The organism is Actinoplanes sp. NPDC026619 (assembly GCF_040638295.1).
Lineage (GTDB): Bacteria > Actinomycetota > Actinomycetes > Mycobacteriales > Micromonosporaceae > Actinoplanes.
On record NZ_JBEZYA010000001.1, the window covers coordinates 1,012,089 to 1,030,887 of the forward strand.

The 18,799-nt window shown below is 71.6% G+C and carries 13 protein-coding genes and 1 pseudogene; 3 read left to right on the forward strand and 11 right to left on the reverse strand.

Going from position 1 to position 18,799, the window contains the following annotated elements; translation table 11 throughout:
• Window positions 1-101 precede the first annotated feature (101 nt).
• The 11 genes and pseudogenes from AB0E90_RS04750 to AB0E90_RS04800 form a co-directional block, all read right to left on the reverse strand.
• Complete coding sequence (locus AB0E90_RS04750; RefSeq protein WP_360399492.1) at window positions 102-488, reverse strand: DUF3040 domain-containing protein; 387 nt, start codon at window positions 486-488, stop codon at window positions 102-104.
• Between the two features lie 95 nt (window positions 489-583).
• Window positions 584-1,879: a DNA polymerase IV gene (gene dinB, locus AB0E90_RS04755; protein WP_360399128.1), complete on the reverse strand. Its 1,296-nt coding sequence runs from the start codon at window positions 1,877-1,879 to the stop codon at window positions 584-586.
• Between the two features lie 36 nt (window positions 1,880-1,915).
• Complete coding sequence (locus AB0E90_RS04760) at window positions 1,916-3,064, reverse strand: nucleotide pyrophosphatase/phosphodiesterase family protein (protein ID WP_360399131.1); 1,149 nt, start codon at window positions 3,062-3,064, stop codon at window positions 1,916-1,918.
• A complete protein-coding gene (locus tag AB0E90_RS04765) occupies window positions 3,061-3,813 on the reverse strand; it encodes a methyltransferase domain-containing protein (RefSeq protein WP_360399134.1) in 753 nt (250 codons plus the stop codon). Before AB0E90_RS04765 ends, AB0E90_RS04760 begins: the two co-directional genes overlap by 4 nt.
• 47 nt (window positions 3,814-3,860) lie before the next feature.
• A complete protein-coding gene (locus AB0E90_RS04770) occupies window positions 3,861-4,244 on the reverse strand; it encodes an SSI family serine proteinase inhibitor (protein WP_360399137.1) in 384 nt (127 codons plus the stop codon).
• Between the two features lie 51 nt (window positions 4,245-4,295).
• Complete coding sequence (locus tag AB0E90_RS04775) at window positions 4,296-7,700, reverse strand: error-prone DNA polymerase (RefSeq protein ID WP_360399140.1); 3,405 nt, start codon at window positions 7,698-7,700, stop codon at window positions 4,296-4,298.
• Window positions 7,701-7,714: 14 nt separating this feature from the next.
• Window positions 7,715-9,775: a DNA polymerase Y family protein gene (locus AB0E90_RS04780; protein ID WP_360399143.1), complete on the reverse strand. Its 2,061-nt coding sequence runs from the start codon at window positions 9,773-9,775 to the stop codon at window positions 7,715-7,717.
• A 1,198-nt stretch (window positions 9,776-10,973) separates the two neighbouring features.
• Window positions 10,974-11,615, reverse strand: a pseudogene (locus tag AB0E90_RS04785) (hypothetical protein); the annotation flags it as partial.
• A 762-nt stretch (window positions 11,616-12,377) separates the two neighbouring features.
• On the reverse strand, window positions 12,378-12,878 hold the full coding sequence (locus tag AB0E90_RS04790) for an SAV_6107 family HEPN domain-containing protein (protein ID WP_360399146.1): 501 nt from the start codon (window positions 12,876-12,878) through the stop codon (window positions 12,378-12,380).
• Window positions 12,879-13,260: 382 nt separating this feature from the next.
• Window positions 13,261-14,148: a bifunctional helix-turn-helix transcriptional regulator/GNAT family N-acetyltransferase gene (locus AB0E90_RS04795; protein WP_360399149.1), complete on the reverse strand. Its 888-nt coding sequence runs from the start codon at window positions 14,146-14,148 to the stop codon at window positions 13,261-13,263.
• 124 nt (window positions 14,149-14,272) lie between these two features.
• Window positions 14,273-16,225 carry an amino acid transporter gene (locus AB0E90_RS04800; RefSeq protein ID WP_360399152.1) on the reverse strand — a complete coding sequence of 651 codons (1,953 nt, stop codon included), beginning with the start codon at window positions 16,223-16,225 and terminating at the stop codon, window positions 14,273-14,275.
• A gap of 75 nt (window positions 16,226-16,300) precedes the next feature.
• On the opposite strand from AB0E90_RS04800, the gene AB0E90_RS04805 reads away from it, so the two are divergent.
• Genes AB0E90_RS04805 through AB0E90_RS04815 form a run of 3 tightly spaced genes read left to right on the forward strand, consistent with a single transcriptional unit; the run spans window position 16,301 to window position 18,799 of the window.
• Window positions 16,301-17,113: an SDR family NAD(P)-dependent oxidoreductase gene (locus AB0E90_RS04805; RefSeq protein ID WP_360399155.1), complete on the forward strand. Its 813-nt coding sequence runs from the start codon at window positions 16,301-16,303 to the stop codon at window positions 17,111-17,113.
• Window positions 17,114-17,120: 7 nt separating this feature from the next.
• On the forward strand, window positions 17,121-18,125 hold the full coding sequence (locus tag AB0E90_RS04810; protein WP_360399158.1) for an aldo/keto reductase: 1,005 nt from the start codon (window positions 17,121-17,123) through the stop codon (window positions 18,123-18,125).
• A complete protein-coding gene (locus tag AB0E90_RS04815; RefSeq protein ID WP_360399161.1) occupies window positions 18,122-18,799 on the forward strand; it encodes a monooxygenase in 678 nt (225 codons plus the stop codon). The genes AB0E90_RS04810 and AB0E90_RS04815 overlap by 4 nt, the downstream gene beginning before the upstream one ends.

Genomic DNA, 18,799 nt, shown 5'->3' on the forward strand with positions numbered 1-18,799 from the left:
AAACGGCGATGGCGGCCGGAGGCCGCCATCTGCCGGTCGCAGGCGCCCGCTGGTGCGGGCGCCGGCGTTGTTCAGGTTGGGCGCTCAGTCGTTGAGCGCCGTCAGCGGTGACCCTCCGGACGCTGACGCCACCGGTCCTCGAGCCGATCGATGAATCCGGCCTTTCGCGTCTGCCGTGTGCGGCGGCTGGCCGTGCCTCCGACCGCGTGGAGATCGGGCGCGTTGACCTTGCGACGGGACTGCATCGCGAAGGCGGCCGAGCCGAGCATCACCACGAAGCCACCGACGCCGAGCAGCGTGTTGCTACTCACCGTTCCGTAGACGACGAGGGCCAGACCAAGGATGATCACGAAAGCGGCGACGAGGAGTCGGCGCCGTGCATGGAAACGCGGGTCGTTGGCCCGCACAGCCGAGGCGAACTTGGGGTCCTCGGCAAGCGACCGCTCGATTTGATCGAACAGCCGCTGCTCGTGATCCGAGAGCGGCACGGCATTCCTCCCCGGGCGCATGTCCGACCTTCAGGGGTCGGGGTGAAACAGGTAGGTGGCGCGGGACAGCCGTCGGGCTGCCTTACCGAGCAAGTCTACGAGGGGGTTGGCGGCTCGGAAAGCGGGACGACCGTCCGCTGGGGGTGATTTTCGGTGCGACGGAGATCGCTTCGTCCCAAAAGACTGGCTGGACCCACTCTTGCGCCGCCGAACTTGGCCGCAACAGCGTCCGCCGCCGCCTCCGCCTCGCGCCAGCCGCGGTCCGGTTCGCCGAGGGTGAGCTGCCGGGATGTGGTGGCCGCATCGGTCAGACCCTCCACTCGCACACCAACCAGACGAATGTGATCAGTTGCCGCAAGTGCCTCGAAAAGCGCCCATGAGGTCTCGAAGATCTCCCGGGCCACATCGGTGCTCGCCGCCACGGTGCGAGATCGGTTGACGGTGCGGAAGTCGGCGAGCCGCACCTTGATCGCCACCGTGCGGCCCACCTGGCCGCTCGCGCGCAGCCGGGCGCCGACCTTTTCGGCGAGGCCGAGGAGGCTCCGCCGGATCAGACCCGGGTCGGCCACATCGGTATCGAAGGTCATCTCGGCGCCGATCGACTTCTCCACATGCTCCGGGGTGACCCGGCGCGGGTCCCGCCCCCAGGACAGCTCGTGCAGGTGGGCGGCCGACGCCTCACCCACCGCCCGGCGCAGCATGCCGAACGGCGCCTGGGCCAGCTCACCCACGGTGGTGAGGCCGAGCCGGCGCAGCGTCTCGGCGGCCCGCTCCCCCACGCCCCAGAGCGCGTCGACCGGCAGCGGGTGCAGGAAGTCGAGCACCAGGCCGGCCGGGATCACCAGCATGCCGTCGGGTTTGGCCCGGGTCGACCCGAGCTTGGCCACGAACTTGGTCGGCGCGACCCCCACTGAGCAGGTCAGCTGTTGCTCGGCGGACATCCGCTCGCGAATCTGCCGGGCGATCTCGGCGGGCCGGCCGAGCAGTCGCTGCGCGCCCGCAACGTCAAGGAACGCTTCGTCCGAGGAGAGCGGCTCGACCAGGGGCGTCACGTCCCGGAAGATCGCCATGACCGCCCGGGAGGCGGCCGTGATGGACGGGCCGTCGACCGGCAGGAAGATCGCCGCCGGGCACAGGGCCCGGGCTCGCGCGGTGGGCATGGCGCTGCGCACCCCGTAGCGGCGCGCCTCGTAGCTGGCCGAGCTGACCACCCCGCGCGGCCCGACCCCACCCACGACCACGGGCTTGCCGCGCAGCTCGGGCTGGGAACGGACGGCCACCGACGCGAAGAACGCATCCATGTCGACGTGCAGGATCGTGCACCCCGTGTCGTCGGCCTCCGGCCCGAACCGCGGGTCACGGCCCCGGGGCACCACCTGACTTCGTCCCACGGAAGGGACCCTAGCCGGACCCTCTGACAAAAAAGGTCAGCGCGCGATCAGCAGGGGCACGGTCATCTCGGCGGCGGTCAGCGCGCCGTGGTAGCCGACCAGCTTGCCGATGATTTCGGGCTCCCACCCGGTGGCCAGGGAGACTGCACGGTCGCGGCAGATCACCACGATCTCGCCGATGCGGTCCTGATGGTCGGCGGGCACCGGGCCGAACAGCCCTGCGTCGATCGCTTCCGCCCTGCTCAGCACCCAGGCGGAGGCGCCGAAGACGCCCTTCCAGGTGGCGATCACGTCGGCCTCGGCGCCGGGCGACGCGTACAGATAGCGGACCCGGGGCTCGCCGGCCACCGCCACCACACCTTCCGACAGTTCCGGAATGTCGGCCATGTCGATGCGGCCGTCGGGCGGGACGTTCAGCTGACCGTGGTCGGCCACGAGCAGCAGCGCCGACCGTGGCGGCAGGCCGTGCACGAGGCGGTCGAGGAGCACGTTCAACTCGGTGGCGGCGGTTCGCCAGGGATCCGAGTCGACCCCGGTGGCGTGGCCGGCCTTGTCGAGGTCGGGGTGGTAGCCGTAGACGATGCCCGGGCCGGCCGACAGCGCCGCGAGCATCCCGGCGGCCAACTCGTCGGCATCCGCGGCGCCGGAGTACGTCCCGCCCCGATTCGCGGACACGCTCAGGCCGCTTCCGGCGTACTCCGGCCGGTTGACCACCGTGACCGGCACGCCCGCCGCAACCGACCGCTCGAAGATCGTCGGCACCGGCTGCCAGCTGCGCGGATCCGGTTCGTCGTCCCAGAAGATGTGGTTGAGGATCGACCCGTCGGGCCGGCGCACGGTGAAGCCGAGCACCCCGTGCGCCCCCGGCAGCGCCCCGGTCCCGAGGCTGACCAGGCTGACCGGCGTGGTCGACGGGAAACCCGCGGTCAGCGTGCGCGACCCGGCCGCGAGATCGGCCAGGATCGGCGCGTACGCCGTGGCGATCGGCAGTTGGTAGGCGCCGAGACCGTCGACCAGCAGCACGGCAACCCGGTCGACGCCGTCCAGTCCCAGGTCCAGCACGTCGGCCGTGCCCGGCACCCCGAGCGCCGCGGCGACGCCCGGCATCAGGTCGGCCAGGCTGCCCGACCCGTAGGCGGGACGCACCGTCGCGAAGGCCGACGCCGGCAGCTGATCGTCGGTCACGACCGCGGGCGGCGCGCGAACAGGTGCAGCTGGGAGGCGATGTCGCGGAACGGCGGCCGGGAGGACAGCACCAGTTCGAGGTCGAGCAGCGCCTGCGGGTCCTCCTCGACGACCGCGGCCGGCAGGAGATCGGCCAGAACGCGTACGCCATGGGTCTGCTCCACCTCGAGCCCCGCCGAGCGCAGGAGAGCCTCAGCGGTCTCCGCGTCGTAGCGGCGGCGCAGCGTGTCGCGCGCGCCGGCGTGCCCGTCCGCGTCGTTGACCAGCGCCAGCGCCGACCGCAGATGCCCGTTGACGGCCCGCCCGAGCACGGCCGCCGCGCGGCTCGCGACCAGCACGCTGACCGCGCCGCCCGGGCGCAGCGCCGCCACCACCGCGGCGACCACGTCGGCCGGCTGATCGACCACCTCGAGCACCGCGTGGCAGAGGATGAGATCGACGCTGCCCGGTTCGACGAGGCCGGCGAGCGCGTCGCCGTCGCCCTGCACGGCACGCACGCGCGCGGCCACGCCCGCGTCGGCGGCCCGGCGGGTGAGTGCGGCCAGCGCGTCCGGGCTGGCGTCGACCACGGTGACCGCGTGCCCGGCGAGGGCGAGCGGCACGGCGAACCCACCCGTCCCGCCGCCGACGTCGAGGACGGTCAGCTCTCGCCCCTCGTGTTGCTCCAGCTCACGGTGCAGCACCGCCCAGACGGCGGCGGTGCGGGCGTTGACGAGCGGTCGGGCCGTGCGCGTCGATGCGGTTTCCACTCCGGCAGCGTATCGGCCCCCGCTACGGGTTACCGGGAACGCCTGCCTCAGAAGGTGAAGAGGTCACCGGTTGCCCGCCGCATCTCGCAGATGTTGCCGAACTTGTGACTCCAGGTCACCGTGGCGCCGTGCCACGTGCCGGTGATCTCGGCGGTGACCGGCGCGTAGATCAGGAAGCACGCGCTGTGGCCCGGCTCGATCCGGCCCGCATCCCCATTGACCCGTGCCAGCTCCGCGCACGCCTGATCGGGCTGCGGGTGCCCACCGCCGGCCGGATCACACTCGAGCTTGACCGCCCGCGCGAAGCCGGCGTCCGCCAGATAACTGAGCGTCAGCTTCGTCTCGCCGTACCCCTGATGGTCCCTCGGCGCCGCCGGACCGGCGGCAAGAACGGCGGCGGCCGCCGTGAGACCCGCGATGGTGCTGAGCATGGTGCGCTGTCCCCGCTTTTCGTATCGGAAAAAGCGGACAATACCGACTCATCACCGGAAGTCGCGGGACGCCGGCGTCACCGGCGGGGTGGCCGCGTCGAGCCGGTCCGCGACCAGGTTGAGCACCCCCTCCGCCTTCTCCAGCCGGCCGCGCACGATCAGCGCCGAACTGGTCCGCGCCACCCGCCTATACCGCTGCCACAGCCCCGGCGAGCAGGTCACGTTCAACATCCCGGTCTCGTCCTCCAGGTTCACGAACGTCACCCCGCCCGCGGTCGCCGGCCGCTGCCGGTGCGTGACGATCCCGCCCACCCGGATCCGGGTGCCGGCCTCGACGCCCCCGAGCCGCGCGATCGGCAACGCGCCGACCCGCTCGAACTCCCCCCGCAGGAACTGCGCCGGATGCGCCTCCGGCGACAGCCCGGTCGCCCACACGTCCGCCCGCAGCCGATCCACCTCGTCCATCCCCGGCAGCGTCGGCGCGTCGGTCCCGGTCACCGTCCCCGGCAACCGGTCCGGCCGGTCCTGCGCGGCGGCCCCGGCCGCCCAGAGCGCCTCACGGCGCGAAAGACCGAAACCCGCGAAGGCATCGGCGGTGGAGAGAGCTTCCAGATGAGCGGTCCCACATCCGGTACGCCGGGAAAGATCGGTCATGCTGCGATACGGCCCATTGGCTCGCCGCTCCGCCTCGATGGTCCCGGCCAGCTCATCCCCGATGGTGCGAATGCTGGCCAGCCCCTGCCGAACAGCCGGCCCACCCAGCCCCCACGCGTGCGGCGGCTCGTCGGGAAGCGACCCCCACCTCGTCACCGGCGTGGACTCCAGGGTGGCGGCGGCATCGCTCAGATTGATGTCCGGCCGGCGCACCTCGACCCCGTGCCGCCGCGCGTCGTCGACCAGCGACTGCGGCGAGTAGAAGCCCATCGGCTGGGCGTTCAGCAACGCCGCGCAGAACGCGGCCGGGTGGTAACGCTTGAGCCAGGCGCTCGCGTACACCAGGTAGGCGAAGCTCATGGCGTGGCTTTCCGGGAAACCGTAGCTGGCGAAGGCGGAGAGCTTCAGGAAGAGATCGTCCGCCAGTTCGCCGGTGATCCCCCGCTCGGCCATACCCTCGTACAGCCGCGTCTTGATCTCTTCCATCTTCTCCACCGAACGCTTCGAGCCCATCGCCCGGCGGAGCTGATCGGCCTCGCCCGCGTCGAAGCCGGCGACGTCGATCGCCAGCTGCATGAGCTGCTCCTGGAAGAGCGGCACGCCGAGGGTCTTCTCCAGCGCGTTGCGCATCAGCGGATGCGGGAAGGTGATCTCCTCGAGCCCGTTCTTCCGGCGGATGAAGGGGTGCACCGAGCCGCCCTGGATCGGGCCGGGCCGGATCAGAGCCACCTCGACGACCAGGTCGTAGAACTCCGTCGGCTTGAGCCGGGGCAGCGTCGCCATCTGGGCCCGGCTCTCCACCTGGAAGACGCCGACCGAGTCGGCCCGGCACAGCATTACGTAGACCTCGTCGTCGTCCAGCCGCATCGTGCTGATGTCCAGATCGGACTCGATCATGTCGTAGGCGTAGTGCAGCGCGGACAGCATGCCGAGCCCGAGCAGGTCGAACTTGACCAGGTCGATGGCCGCGCAGTCGTCCTTGTCCCACTGCAGCACCGTGCGGCCCGGCATCCGGCCCCACTCCACCGGGCAGACCTCGATGATCGGCCGGTCGCAGATGACCATGCCGCCGGAGTGGATGCCCAGGTGCCGGGGGAAGGTCTGCAGCTGGTTCGCGAACGCGACGACCTGCTCCGGGATCTCCTCCACGTCGACGGTCGCGACACTCCCCCACCGGTCGATCTGCTTGCTCCAGGCGTCCTGCTGGCCGGGCGAGAAACCGAACGCCTTGGCCATGTCCCGGACCGCCGACCGGGGCCGGTAGGAGATCACGTTGGCGACCTGGGCGGTGTGCTCCCGGCCGTGCAACCGGTAGACGTGCTGGATGACCTCCTCGCGCCGGTCCGACTCGATGTCCACGTCGATGTCCGGCGGCCCGTCCCGCTCCGGCGCGAGGAACCGCTCGAAAAGCAGGTCGTAATGGACCGCGTCCACATTGGTGATCCGCAGCGCGTAACAGACCGCCGAGTTCGCCGCCGAGCCCCGGCCCTGCGCATAGATCTTGTTGTCCCGGCAGAACTTGACGATGTCGTAGACGACCAGGAAGTAGCCCGGGAAGTTCAGCTCCTCGATCATCCGCAGCTCGCGCTCGATCTGCTCGTAGGCCTTCGGGTGCGCCGCCGGCGGCCCGTACCGTTCGAGGGCGCCCTCCATGGTCAGCTTCCGCAGCCAGCTCATCTCGGTGTGGCCCGGCTCGATCGGGAAGTCCGGCAGTTTGGGGGCGACCAGATTCAGATCGAACGCGAGGTCCTCACCGAACATCGCGGCGTTCGCCACCGCCTCCGGATACGCCGCGAACCGGTGGGCCATCTCCTCGCCGCTGCGCAGGTGAGCGGTGCCGGCGGCGGGCAGCCAGCCGTCGATCTCGTCGAGGCTGCGCCGGGCCCGGACCGCGGCCACCGCGGTGGCGAGCCGCCGCCGGGCCGGGACCGCGTAGTGCACGTTGTTGGTGGCGACCACCGCCAGCCCTCGACTCCTCGCCAGCGCGTGAAGGGCGTCGTTGCGGTCGTCGTCATCCGGGTTGCCGTGGCTGGTCAGCTCCACCGCGACGTTGGGCCGGCCGAAGAGGCGCACCAGGCGGTCCAGCTCGTAGGCCGCCGCCTCGATCCCACCGGTGGTCAGTGCCCTCGGGACGCTTCCCTTCCGGCATCCGGTCAGAACCAGCACGTGGTCGCGCAGCACCGCGGCGATGTCCTCCAGGTCACCGTATTGCGGCTTGCCTTTCTCCCCACCGGCCAACTGGCCACGCGAGATGGTCCGGGCCAGGCGGGCGTATCCCTCGTGCCCGTGCGCGAGAACCAGCAGGTGCCGGCCCGCCGGGTCCGGTTCCCCGTTCTGCGGCTTGGTCAGATCGAGGGAGAGCTCGGCCCCGAAGATCGTCGGCAGGCCGAGCTCGCGAGCGGCCTGCGAGAAGCGGACCACACCGTAGAAGCCGTCGTGGTCGGTGACCGCGAGCCCGGTCAAGCCGAGCCGGGCCGCCTCCTCGGCCAGTTCCTCGGGATGGCTGGCCCCGTCGAGAAAGCTGAAGTTGGTGTGACAGTGCAGCTCGGCATAGGGAACGCCGCTCTCGGAGCGCACCAGCGCGGGCGCCTGGTAGGGCTGCCGCTTACGGCTGTAGGCGGGCGAGTCCCCACCGTCGGCGTCCACCGCCAGCGGATCGACAACGGGATGGGCCGCTCCGTCGTCCCGGCCGATCTGCCAGGTCCGGCCCGGCTCTTTCTTCTCGCCGCTCGGCCGCTCGGCTTTCCCGGAGAGCGTTTTCTCCAGCTGGGACCAGGACATCTTCGGGTTATGGAAGCCCATTCCCGCCCCCTGTCTCAGTCATAGATGGCCTCCACCGCCCAGTGGCCGCCGGTCAGCACCAGCAGCAACGCCCGGCCGTCGGCCAGCGCCAGCTGGAAGCGGGCCCGGCGGCGGCTCTCGCCGGTGGCCCACCAGCGCTCGTCGACCGGCCACGGCCCGGCCCAGCCGCTGATCTCGATCGGGGTGCCTCGCTCCACCATCAGCGCCGCCGGCTCACCGGTCAGTTCGAGCCGGGCGCTGACGCCGACCGGCGTGCCGTTGCCGTCGATCACCACCGCGGCCAGCGGCTGCAGCGGCACGACCGCGGGGGCCGGCTTCGGCAGCCGGCCCGGCCACGGCGGCAGCCCGGTCTCGGGGGCGGTGGCCCGGCGTCCACCGCCCTTACGCCGGCCCGGCGGCACGGCGATCACCGTGAGCCCGCCGGCCGATCGGCTGTCCGCGGCCGGTCGATCCGCGGGACCCCCGGCTCCGGTCCGGGCTGCTTCGGCCTCTGGGCGGCCGGCCTCGGACTCAGGGCGGCCGGCCTCAGACTCAGGGCGGCCGTTCCGAAGCCGGCTGATCGCGGACTCGCCGGCCTTGACGGCTGCGGGGACCGGGTCCGGACCGTCCTCGCCGGGCAGTTCCTGCTCCCCTACGGGCGGGGCCGGTCTGCGGGAGGACAGGTCGATCACTTCGGCGCCGGCTTCGGGGGGCTCCGGGCGTACACCTGAAGAAGCCTCCGCCGAGGCGCCGTGGTCTTGGGTCTCCTGGTCTTCCGGTAGTGGGGGGACCAGGGACAGGAAGGGGAGGGGCTCGGCCTCGGCATGGGACTGCAGGGGGATGGTCTTCAGGTCGGGGATGGGGTCGGTGTGGGGAGCCGTCGGGCGGTTGGGGGTGCGTTCGTCGCCCCAGGGGATGAGGCGGATCTGGTCGTCGGCGGAGCGGCCGCCGGTCGGGATCGGTGTCACCAGGGACTCCGGGCCCAGTAGGCCCTGCACCCGGCTGAAGGCCCGGTGGGCTCGCTCCCGGTCGGCGCCGGCGTCGCCCCACAGTCCGGGCTGGAGTCCCAGGTGGACCAGCACGCCGTCGGGGATCAGGCGCAGCCGCACCAGGCCGGCGGTGGGCCGGGCGGGTGCGCCGCGCCGGGCGCCGGTGAGCCAGCCGTCCAGTTGCCAGCGGACCCGTTCGGCGATGGCAGCCGCGGTCAGCGTGCCGTCGTGCCGCCACACCCGGTGCAGCTCCTGGCCGTCGGCGGTGACCGCCTCGATGCCGAGCCGGGTGCAGGCCAGACCGTGCCCGGCGAGCCGTTCGTGCAGGCGCTCGGCCAGCACCTTGCCGGCGAACGCGGCCACGTCGACCCGGTCCAGCGGCTCGTCGTAGGTGTCGGCCACGTCCAGGTCGGGCGGCGGCTGCCGGACGGCCAGCGGGCGATGATCACGGCCGGCGGCGAGCCGGTGGGCGAGCGCGCCGTCGAAGCCGAACCGGGTCAGCACGTCTCCCGGCGGCAGCGCCGCGAAGTCGCCGAGCGTCTTGACACCCAGGCGTTTGAGCAGGTCGACCAGCTCGGGCCGGTCCAGCGCGTCGATCGGCAGGCCGGCCAGGAACGCAACCGTCTCCCCCGCGCCGAGCACCCGGCCCGCGCGAGCCGCCAGGCCGGCCGCGAACACCCCGTCGGCGATCCCCACCTGGCTCTCCACCGCGCAGGCCTCGGCGATCTGCTCGACGATCCGCTCGGCGGCCGCTTCCTCCCCGCCGAAGTACCGGGCCGGACCCCGGGCGGCGAGCGCGAGAGCCCCCGGCCGGATCACCTCGACCCCCACCGCGACCTCCTCGACCGCGGCGACGACCGCCTCGAAGGCTCGGGCGTCCCGCCCAGCATCATGATCAACAACAACCAGCCGAGGGCATCGGCTCTGCGCTTCCCGGCGCCTTAACCCCCGGCGTACGCCGTCCTGCCGCGCCGCCTCCGAACAGGCGACCACCCGGTTCTCCTTCAGCACGACCACCGGCCCGGCCGCCTCCACCCCGTCGACGATCTCCGCCGCCGTCACCGGCCAGTCCGGGCACCAGACCAGCAGGGTCCGCACCTCACCCACGTCGCTCCACCGCCCCGCCCGCCCTGAACCGGGCGTCCGCTTCGGCCGCGGGCAGCAGGCGGGGCGGCACGGAGACCACCCGCCCGGCGCCGGCTTCCCCACCCGGCGCCGCCCCGCCGATCCGCTCCACCGCCTCCGGCTGCCGAGCCCGCCGGGAAGACCGCAGCTCACCGGCCACCGTGGACACTCCATGCACCGGGCTCCGGCGCGGGCCGCCACGATCCGGTCCCGGCAGAGCTTCAGTTACGGCGGGTGATTGACCTCCATGGACGGAACGGAGGGAGGGCCCCGCCGGCCATTCGGCGAGTGCAAGCGCTCCCCCGTTCCCACCGAACGCGGCTCGACCGGAGAAACCACGCAAATCGGAGTCGGCGGCAACATAGATCGATGAGGCTCTGAGTGGCTGCCAGCCACTGGAGATCTTTTGCGGCCACGGTGACGCCGGGTTCCTTGAAGTTGGGGTCTCGGAGTGCCGTAGAGGCTCCGATTTCAAGGTTTTGGGCGGGCAACTCGCATGGCTGTCGGCCTTGGACGCCGAAGGTTCCCCCGGCGGCTCGGGGCCGGAAGCGATGGACGGCTCGGGGCCGGAAGCGATGGGCGACTCGGGGCCGGAAGCGATGGGCGACTCGGGGCCGGAGACAGGCAGAACGTGGCCAGAGGCCAGGCGCTGCGCGGGGCCGGAAGCAGCAGGCAACTCGACGACTTGCGACCCGGAGCCGCCCAGGGCTGGCGACGTGGAGCCAAGGCCGAAGACGGCCAGGAGTCTGAGGCCGGACGCTGCACGCGGCACGGAGCCAAGGGCGGTAGAAGGCTCAAGACCCGAGACGGCACGGAAGCCGGAGCCGGACGCTGCACGCGGCATGGGACCAGGGGCGGTTGAAGGCTCAAGACCCGAGACCGCACGGAAACCGGAGCCGGACGCTGCACGCGGCATGGGACCAGGGGCGGTAGAACGCCCAAAACCCGAGACCGCACGGAAACCGGAGTCAGACGCCGCACCCGGCATGGGACCGGGAGCGGCAGGAGGCCCAAGGCCGGGAGCCGCGCGCTGCCCGAAGTTGGACGCCGCGCGCGTGGCGGGATCGGGGACCGCGCGCAGGCCGCGGGTGGAAGTGGCGGGCGGTGGCTCGGAGGCGCCGACGGTGGGCAGGTCGGTGGTGGCGGGTGGGGGTGGGATGGTGAACGGGCGGAGCGTGACGCCCGGCATCCACATGGTTATCTCCTTGGGGCGGGCGGCGGCGCCCCGGCCGCGGGCCAGGACCGTCACCTCGCGGCGGCGCAGCCGGCCGTGGCCGGCGCCCAGGCCTTCCCAGCGGCTCTCGGTGACGCGCAGTGTCACGTCGGCGCCGTCCCACTGGCCGAACGGCACCAGCACGCTGCCCCGCTGCCTCGCCCGCGCGGCCAGCCGGCCGGCTATGGATGCCGCCACCGGGCCGGGCACGGCGGTGACCACCACGTCAACGCCGTCGATCAGCGCGGCCACCACGGTGGGCCAGTCGGGGCCGGGGTTGGGCACGAGGGCGAGCCGTTCCAGGGCGATGCCGCTCTCCTGCGCGGCGAGCGCGCCCAGGGCCGGCACCCCGACCACGGCACACCAGGAACCGGTCCGCGACGCCTCGGCCAGCAGCGCGAGCATCAGCGACGTGCCACCGCCGGCCGGCGCCGCCCGCCCGGTGGCGACCGAGACGGTGCTCCCCCGGCGCAGCCCGCGGCCGGGCAGCAGACCGCTCAGCTCGGGCGCCACCGGCAATACCCGGTGCACGCCCGGTTCGTCGGTCTCCTCCGCCGTCCGAATCAGCTCCGCGAGGGCGGCCGCACCGTTGATCATGCGTCCCGCCATCGTTTGCCACGCTCCGTGTCACAGTGTTTCCCGCCCACCCGGAACCCGGATGGGCCACGCCAGCCGATTGAGCCGCTCTTCCAGCGCGGCAACCGAACTCTCCAAACCGTCAGCCGACGGCCCATTCGCCATGGCCAGGCTCCGCCGGACCAACCCGCCCGCCGGACCAAGCAACCAACCCATCTGCCGAACCAAGCGGCCAAGCCGCCCGCCGAACCAAGCAACCAACCCGCCCGCCTGAACCAAGCAACCAAGCCACCCGCCCGAACCAAGCCACCCGCCCAAACCAAGCGGCCAAGCCACCCGCCCGGACCAAGCGGCCAAGCCGCCGCCAGCACGCCGGGCGGAAGTCAAATCGCGACCGCGCCACTCGTTTCGGACGGCACGCGACGCTGAGAAATCGCGCTGTCCACTTGAGGCAGACAGCAGTCGTCCGCCGAAGCGGTGAACCGCCTCAGCCGGGAGAAGTCAGGTCAGACAGTCGTCCGTCAAAATCGCGGGACCGCTCCGGCTGGCAAAGGCCATCCGACGCGCCCGCCCTCGCCGTGGCCGCGGTCACGGTCGACCCGTCCGGGTCACACCGGCCGAGCCGAGTCGGCCAAGCCAAGCCGAGCGAGCCAGCCAAGCCGAGCGAGCCAGCCAAGCCGAGCGAGCCAGCCAAGCCGAGCGAGCCAGCCAAGCCGAGCCAGCCAAGCCGAGCCAGCCAAGCCGAGCGAGCCGGCCAAGCCGAGCCGGTCAGGCCAGGCGGGCGGGTCGGGGCGGTTAGGCGGCGGCCAGTGGAGGCTGGTAGCTCAGGGCCAGGGAGGACTCGACGACGGCGACGAACTGTTCGGCTGCTCGCAAGAGGTCGTCGGCTTCCCGGGGGCTTACGACTCGGGGGATGCCGGCTTCGGCGGCGGCTCGTTTGGCGGCGCCCAGGGCGAAGTAGCTTGCCCAGTCGCCGAACTCGGGGGCCACCAGGACCAGGAGGGACCAGACGCTGGTCACCCGGCTGCGGCGGGTGGGTGCGGCGGGGCGGGCCCGGGCCGCCAGGATTGCGGCAGCTGCTCGCAGGGCGGCCAGGTGGGCCGCGGCGTAGCGGAGGCCGTCGGGACGGGTGTGTGCTGCCTCGGTCAGGCCCTGCCGCGCTATCACCAGCAGCTGGGCCGGTGTGCGGTTCGGCAGCATGTGCGCCGGGACCGTGGGTGCTTCCTGCACGGCCGCGGTCGGCGCGTGCGCCAAGCCGGGAACCTGCCGAAGGCCCGGCGCCGTATTGCTCGCCATAGGTCGTTCTCCTCGCGTGCTCGCATCCGACGTGCCGTGGTCGAACCGATCCGCTGCGGAGGAAGGCGCAGCTGCCCCGGAGGGCGAACCGGCCGGGTGTGAAGCTTCCCCACACCACACCCGGCCGGACCTAGCCGGCGGGTCCGCCGCCCGCCACCCGGGGGTCGGGGGGCGACGGACGGCGGTCCTGCCTTGTCTCGAGGGCACCGGACCCGCGAATGCCCGGAGCCTCACGTGCAGCACTTCGCGGGTGCCGCACCCGGGGGCCGTGCCGCGAAACACCGCTCCCGGTTGCCAGACCGGATGTTCGAGGCTTTCGAACATCCGTTCTAACTACTGAAGAGACTAGCACTGGCGTACGACAAAAACGCAACCCCGCGCGCTACACCGGCTTCTCGAAAGTGAGCTGGTTGTAGATCGAGTCGCTGTACGGCGGGATCTCGCGGTAACCGCTGCTCCGATAGAGCGCCGCAGCCTCGGACAACGACGAGTGCGTGCCCAGCCGCAGCGTATGGATCCCCTGGCCGGCGGCACCCTGCTCCAGACGGGAGAGCACCCGCCGCCCCAGACCGAGACCCCGGCATTCCGGCCCGATCCACAGATGCCGAATCTCAGCAAGACCGGAGGAAGACAGCGGCTGCCAGGCGCCGCACCCCACCGCCGAACGGCCGGGGTCCCCCGGCGCCCCCTCGAACGCCACCACGAACTCCCCGCCCGTAACCACCAGCTCCCCGGGCCGGATCAGCGCGCTCTCGTCATACCCCTCGGGGAACCGGCCGGCCAGCTCGGCTGCGTACCGCCGCAGGCACTCGCGCGCCACCGGCGCGTCGTCGGGGACCGCCTCGACCATCACCCCCGCCATCCACAGCAGCCGCCGGACCTGCAGCTGCGCCTCGACCAGCCGGTCCCGCTGGGAAGCGGTCAGCTGCCCCAGCATCTCCCCCACGCTCTCCCGGGCCCGGGCGTCGAGATCGGCCCGCGCCCGTTCCCCGGCCGCGGTCAGCTCGGCCACCCGCACCCGCCCGTCACCCGGGTGCGGCCGCACCGACACCAGGCCCTGCTCCTGGAGCGACCGGAGCATCCGGCTCAGGTATCCGGAGTCGAGCCCGAGCCGTTCCCGCAGATCACGCACGCCGGCCCCGGCGCCGATCTCGAACAGCAGCCGCGATTCGCTCCACGGCCGGTCGAGGCCGAGGTACTGATCGGTCAGGACGCCGAGGCGCCGGGTGTAGAACCGGTTGAAGTCGCGCACGAGCTCGATCTGGTCCACGGATCGAGGCTAGACCGATTTCTCTGACTCAGGTCAGAGAAATAGGGCTTATCTGGTGGATCACGTGGGAGCGAGGCGAGGTCCAGGTCGTGGCTGGCGTCCCGCGTGATCCACCAGATAAGCCCTAGACGCCGCCGACGTGGATGACCGGGCGGCGTTCGATGTCGGGCTCGGTCTTGCGGATGATCTCGCGCACCACCGGCGCGGTGTCGCCGCGGCCGAGCAGCAGGTAGCGGAACAGGTGGATCAGCGGGCTGCCCTCGGCCCAGGCGAAGTAGCAGTGCGGCCGCACCCCGGTCGCGTCGCGCAGGGCCAGCAGGACGGCGGCGATCGCGTTGGGCGCGGCCGGGCTCCGCACCCGCAGCACCCGGTGGCCGTCGACCTCGGCGCCCTGCACCTCGAGCACCTCGCTGAACCCGGACGGGTCGACCACCTCGACCTCGAGGAAGAGGATGTCGTTGCGGCCGGGCACCGGGTTCATCCGGCGCTGCTCGTCCTCCTTGTACGCGTACTCCGCGGACTTGCCGGTCTCCCGCCGGTTGGCGACGATGTCGAGCTCGCCGTCGTTGGCGATGGAGTCGGCAATGTACTGCCGGGCGGACTCGTCGAACTCGATCCGCTCGGCCCGCAGTTCGGTGGTGCGGCTGACCCGGGAGATCAGCGAGACCAGGATGATCCCGGCGACGAACACCGCGGAGATGGCGATCCCGTCCGGTTTCTCGATGATGTTGTCGCCCAGCGCGTACAACAAGATCAGCGTGAGAATCGCGAAGCCGGCGCCGGCCCGCCGTTGCCCCGCTCGCCATGCGGAGATGGTGACCGCGACCGCGCCGGAGACCATCATCGCCAGGATGCCGGTGGCGTACGCGCCGGCCTGGGCGTTGACGTCGGCGCGGAAGACCAGCGTGATGCCGATGCTGATGCCGGTGTAGACCAGCACAACCGGCCGGACGGCGCGCCCCCACTCCGGCGCCATGCCGTATCCGGGCAGGTAGCGGGGCACGATGTTGATCAGGCCGGCCATCGCCGAGGCGCCCGCGAACCAGAGGATCAAAACACTGCTGATGTCGTACGCCGTGCCGAAGACCTCGCCGAGCTTCTCGTGGGCGAGGTAGGCCAGGGCCCGGCCGTTCGCCGCGCCGCCCGGTTTGAACTCCTCCGCCGGGATCAGCACGGTCGTCACGAACGACGTGGCGATCAGGTAGACGCTCATGATCAGCGCGGCCGTGGTGAGCAGCTTGCGGGTGTTGCGGACTCGATCGGCCATGTCGCGCGCCTTGATCAGCGGCATCATGCTGACCCCGGTCTCGAAGCCGGACAGGCCGAGCACCAGCGCCGGGAAGGCCAGCACGGACGGCCCGATCACGCTGAGGAAACTGCCGGAGGGCAGCGCGTCGACCCAGGTGGAGAACGCGCCGGCGGTGCCGAAGACGTCGACCAGGCCGACCACGGTGACCACCGCGTTGAGCACCAGGAAGATCGCGACCAGCGGGATCGCCACGCCGACGGCCTCACTGAAGCCGAGCAGAAAGACAAAACCGAGGACCAGGAGAAGAACGACGGTGATGAGCACGGCGTGACCGTGCAGAAAACCCGGAAGGTACGGATTTTCCGACATGTGGACCGTGGCGTCGGCCGCCGACAGGGTGATCGTGATGATCCACGACGTGCACACGAACCCGAGCAGGACCAGCACGAACAGCTTGCCCCGCCAGAACGGGAGCAGGTGCTCGAGCATCGCCACCGAGCCCTGCCCGTGCGGGCTCTCCTTGGCGACCCGTCTATACATCGGGAGCATGCCGAACAGGGTCAGTGCCACGATCAGCAGAGTGGCCAGCGGGGAGAGCGCGCCGGCCGCAAGGGCCGCGATGCCGGGCAGGTAGGACAGGGTGGAGAAGTAGTCGACGCCGGTCAGGCACATGACCTTCCACCACGGCTGCTCGTGGTCGGTCTGCGCCGCCTCGGGGCCGACCGGCTGCACCCGGTTGGCGAGCAGCCAGCGGCTCACCGCATTACTGGGCACGTGCGGGTGCACCGGGCTGTCGACAACCGCCGGCACGTTGATCTCGGTGCTCATCCGCTCCCCAGGGGGCCGTGGTGAATTGCAGGTGTCAGGATGCACCACGGGTGCGACAAGAAGGAGGACGGGACGATGGACCGGACCGTAGTGATCACAGGCGCCAGTTCCGGCGTGGGCCTGGCCGCCGCCGAGCAGCTGGCGGCGCAGGGCGATCAGGTGGTCGTGATCGGCCGCAATCCGGAGCGCCTGGCCGCGGCGGTCGCGCGGGTGCGGCAGGCCGGCAACGGGCGTGAGCCGGGCCAGTTCCGCGCCGACTTCGAGTCGCTGACAGAGGTCCGTGAGCTGGCCCGGCACCTGCTCGAGGCGTACCCGAAGATCGATGTTCTGGCCAGCAACGCGGGCGGCATGATCGCAAACTACCGGCGGACCGCCGATGGTCACGAGGCCACCATCCAGGGCAACCATCTCGGCCCGTTCCTGCTGGCCAATCTGCTGCGGGAGCGGCTGGCCGGCGGCCGCATCGTCAGCACCGCCTCGGACGCGCACCGATCGGGGCGTCCGGATCCCGACAACTTCAGCGGCGATCACCGAAGCTACCAAGGCTTCCGCACGTACGGCGGGGCCAAGTCGGCCAACATCATGTTCGCGGCCGAGGCGGCCCGCCGCTGGCCGGACGTCACCAGCGTGTCCTTCCACCCGGGCGTGGTCCGCACCAACTTCGGCGACGGCACGCTGACCAGGCTCTTCTATCGCTTCGCGCCGTTCCTGGTCACTCCGGAGAAGGCCGGCGCGCTGCTCGTGTGGCTGGCCACCGCGCCGAAACAGGACCTGGTCGACGGCGGTTACTACGTCGGCCACGACGCGAAGAAACCGGCCTCGTACGCCGCCGACCCGGCCGCCGCCGCGAAATTATGGGCGGCGAGCGAAGACGCCGTGGGGATATAACGGCGGGATGAGATACCGGACCCTCGGCCCGAGCGGGCTGCGCGTGTCGGAGCTGATCCTCGGCGCGATGACCTTTGGCGAGCAGGGTGGCGTCGGCGCGCCCATCGAGGAGTGCCGGCGCATCCTCGACGCGTACGCGGAGGCCGGCGGCAACACCGTCGACACCGCGATCAACTACCGGGACGGGCAGAGCGAGCAGATCCTCGGCGAGCTGCTGGCCGGCCGCCGCGAGTCGTTCGTGCTGTCCAGCAAATACACCGCCACCCGCAACCCGGACGACGCGAACGCCGGTGGCAACGCCCGCAAGAACCTGCGCGCCTCCCTCGAGACCAGCCTGCGCCGCCTGCGCACCGACTACCTCGACATCTACTGGGTGCACGTCTGGGATGCCGCCACTCCGATCGAGGAGACGATGCGGGCGCTAGACGACGCCGTACGCGCCGGAAAGGTTCTTTATGTTGGCATCTCGGACGCGCCGGCCTGGGTGATCGCCCGTGGTCAGACCCTCGCCGAGCTGCGCGGCTGGTCGCCGTTCACGGCGCTGCAGATGCCCTACAACGTGCTCGACCGGGACATCGAGCGCGAGCTGCTGCCGATGGCCGAGTCGCTGGGCCTCGCGGTGACCGCGTGGAGTCCGCTCGCGGGCGGCATCCTGTCCGGCAAATACACCGCGAAATCAGACTCGAGGACCAGGCACAAGGCCGAGGACATCGACGAGCGCCAGCACGCCGCCGCGGCCGCCGTGCAGAAGGTCGCCGACGAGGCCGGCGCCACCCCGTCGCAGGTCGCGATCGCCTGGACCATCGCCCGCTCGCCGGCGATCGTCCCGATCATCGGCGCCCGCTCGCTCGCCCAGCTCACCGACAACCTCGGCGCGGTCGACGTGCAGCTGACCCCGGCGCAGGTCGGCGCGCTGACCGCGGCCACCGATTTCAAGCTCGGCTTCCCGCACGACTTCGTCAACGGCATCGCCCCATGGGTCTTCGGCAAGGGACATATCGGTAAAGAATGAGCGACATGCCCATGCTGGTCACGCTGCATGTCTGGCGGGTGCCCAGACCGAAGATCGGCGCGGTCATGCTGCGCATGCCCTTGGCGGGGCGCAGGCTGCGCGGTGTCCGTTTCGCTAAATTTCTGGGTACGGGCACGGGCGTAGGCTTCGGTCCCCGCGACGCCGATCTGACCCGGTGGGCGGCCTTGGTCGTCAGCGACAAGAAGATCGAGATCCCCGGCTGGGACCGCCTGGCGACGGCCAAGGCGACGGTCGACCTCACCCCGCTGACCAGCCGCGGCACCTGGTCCGGCCGGGCCCCGTTCGGCACGGTCACGGCGGCCCGGAGCGACGGCATGGTCCTCGCCCTGACCCGGGCCCGCCTGCGCCCCACCCGAGCCCTCACGTTCTGGCGGGCGATCCCGCCGGTGGCCCGGGAGATCGCCGCCGCCCCCGGGCTGCTCGCCCGTTTCGGCATGGGTGAGGCGCCGATCGGCTGGCAGGGCACGGTCAGCGTGTGGCGTGATGCGGCGGACCTGACCGCCTTCGCGTACCGTCAGCCGGAGCACCGTGCGGTGATCGCCCGCACCCCGGCAGCCAGGTGGTACGCCGAGGAGCTGTTCGCCCGGTTCGCGGTGGACGGCATCACCGGCGACCGGGCTGTGCTGGGGTGGCTGGAAGAGGGGCAGATTTAG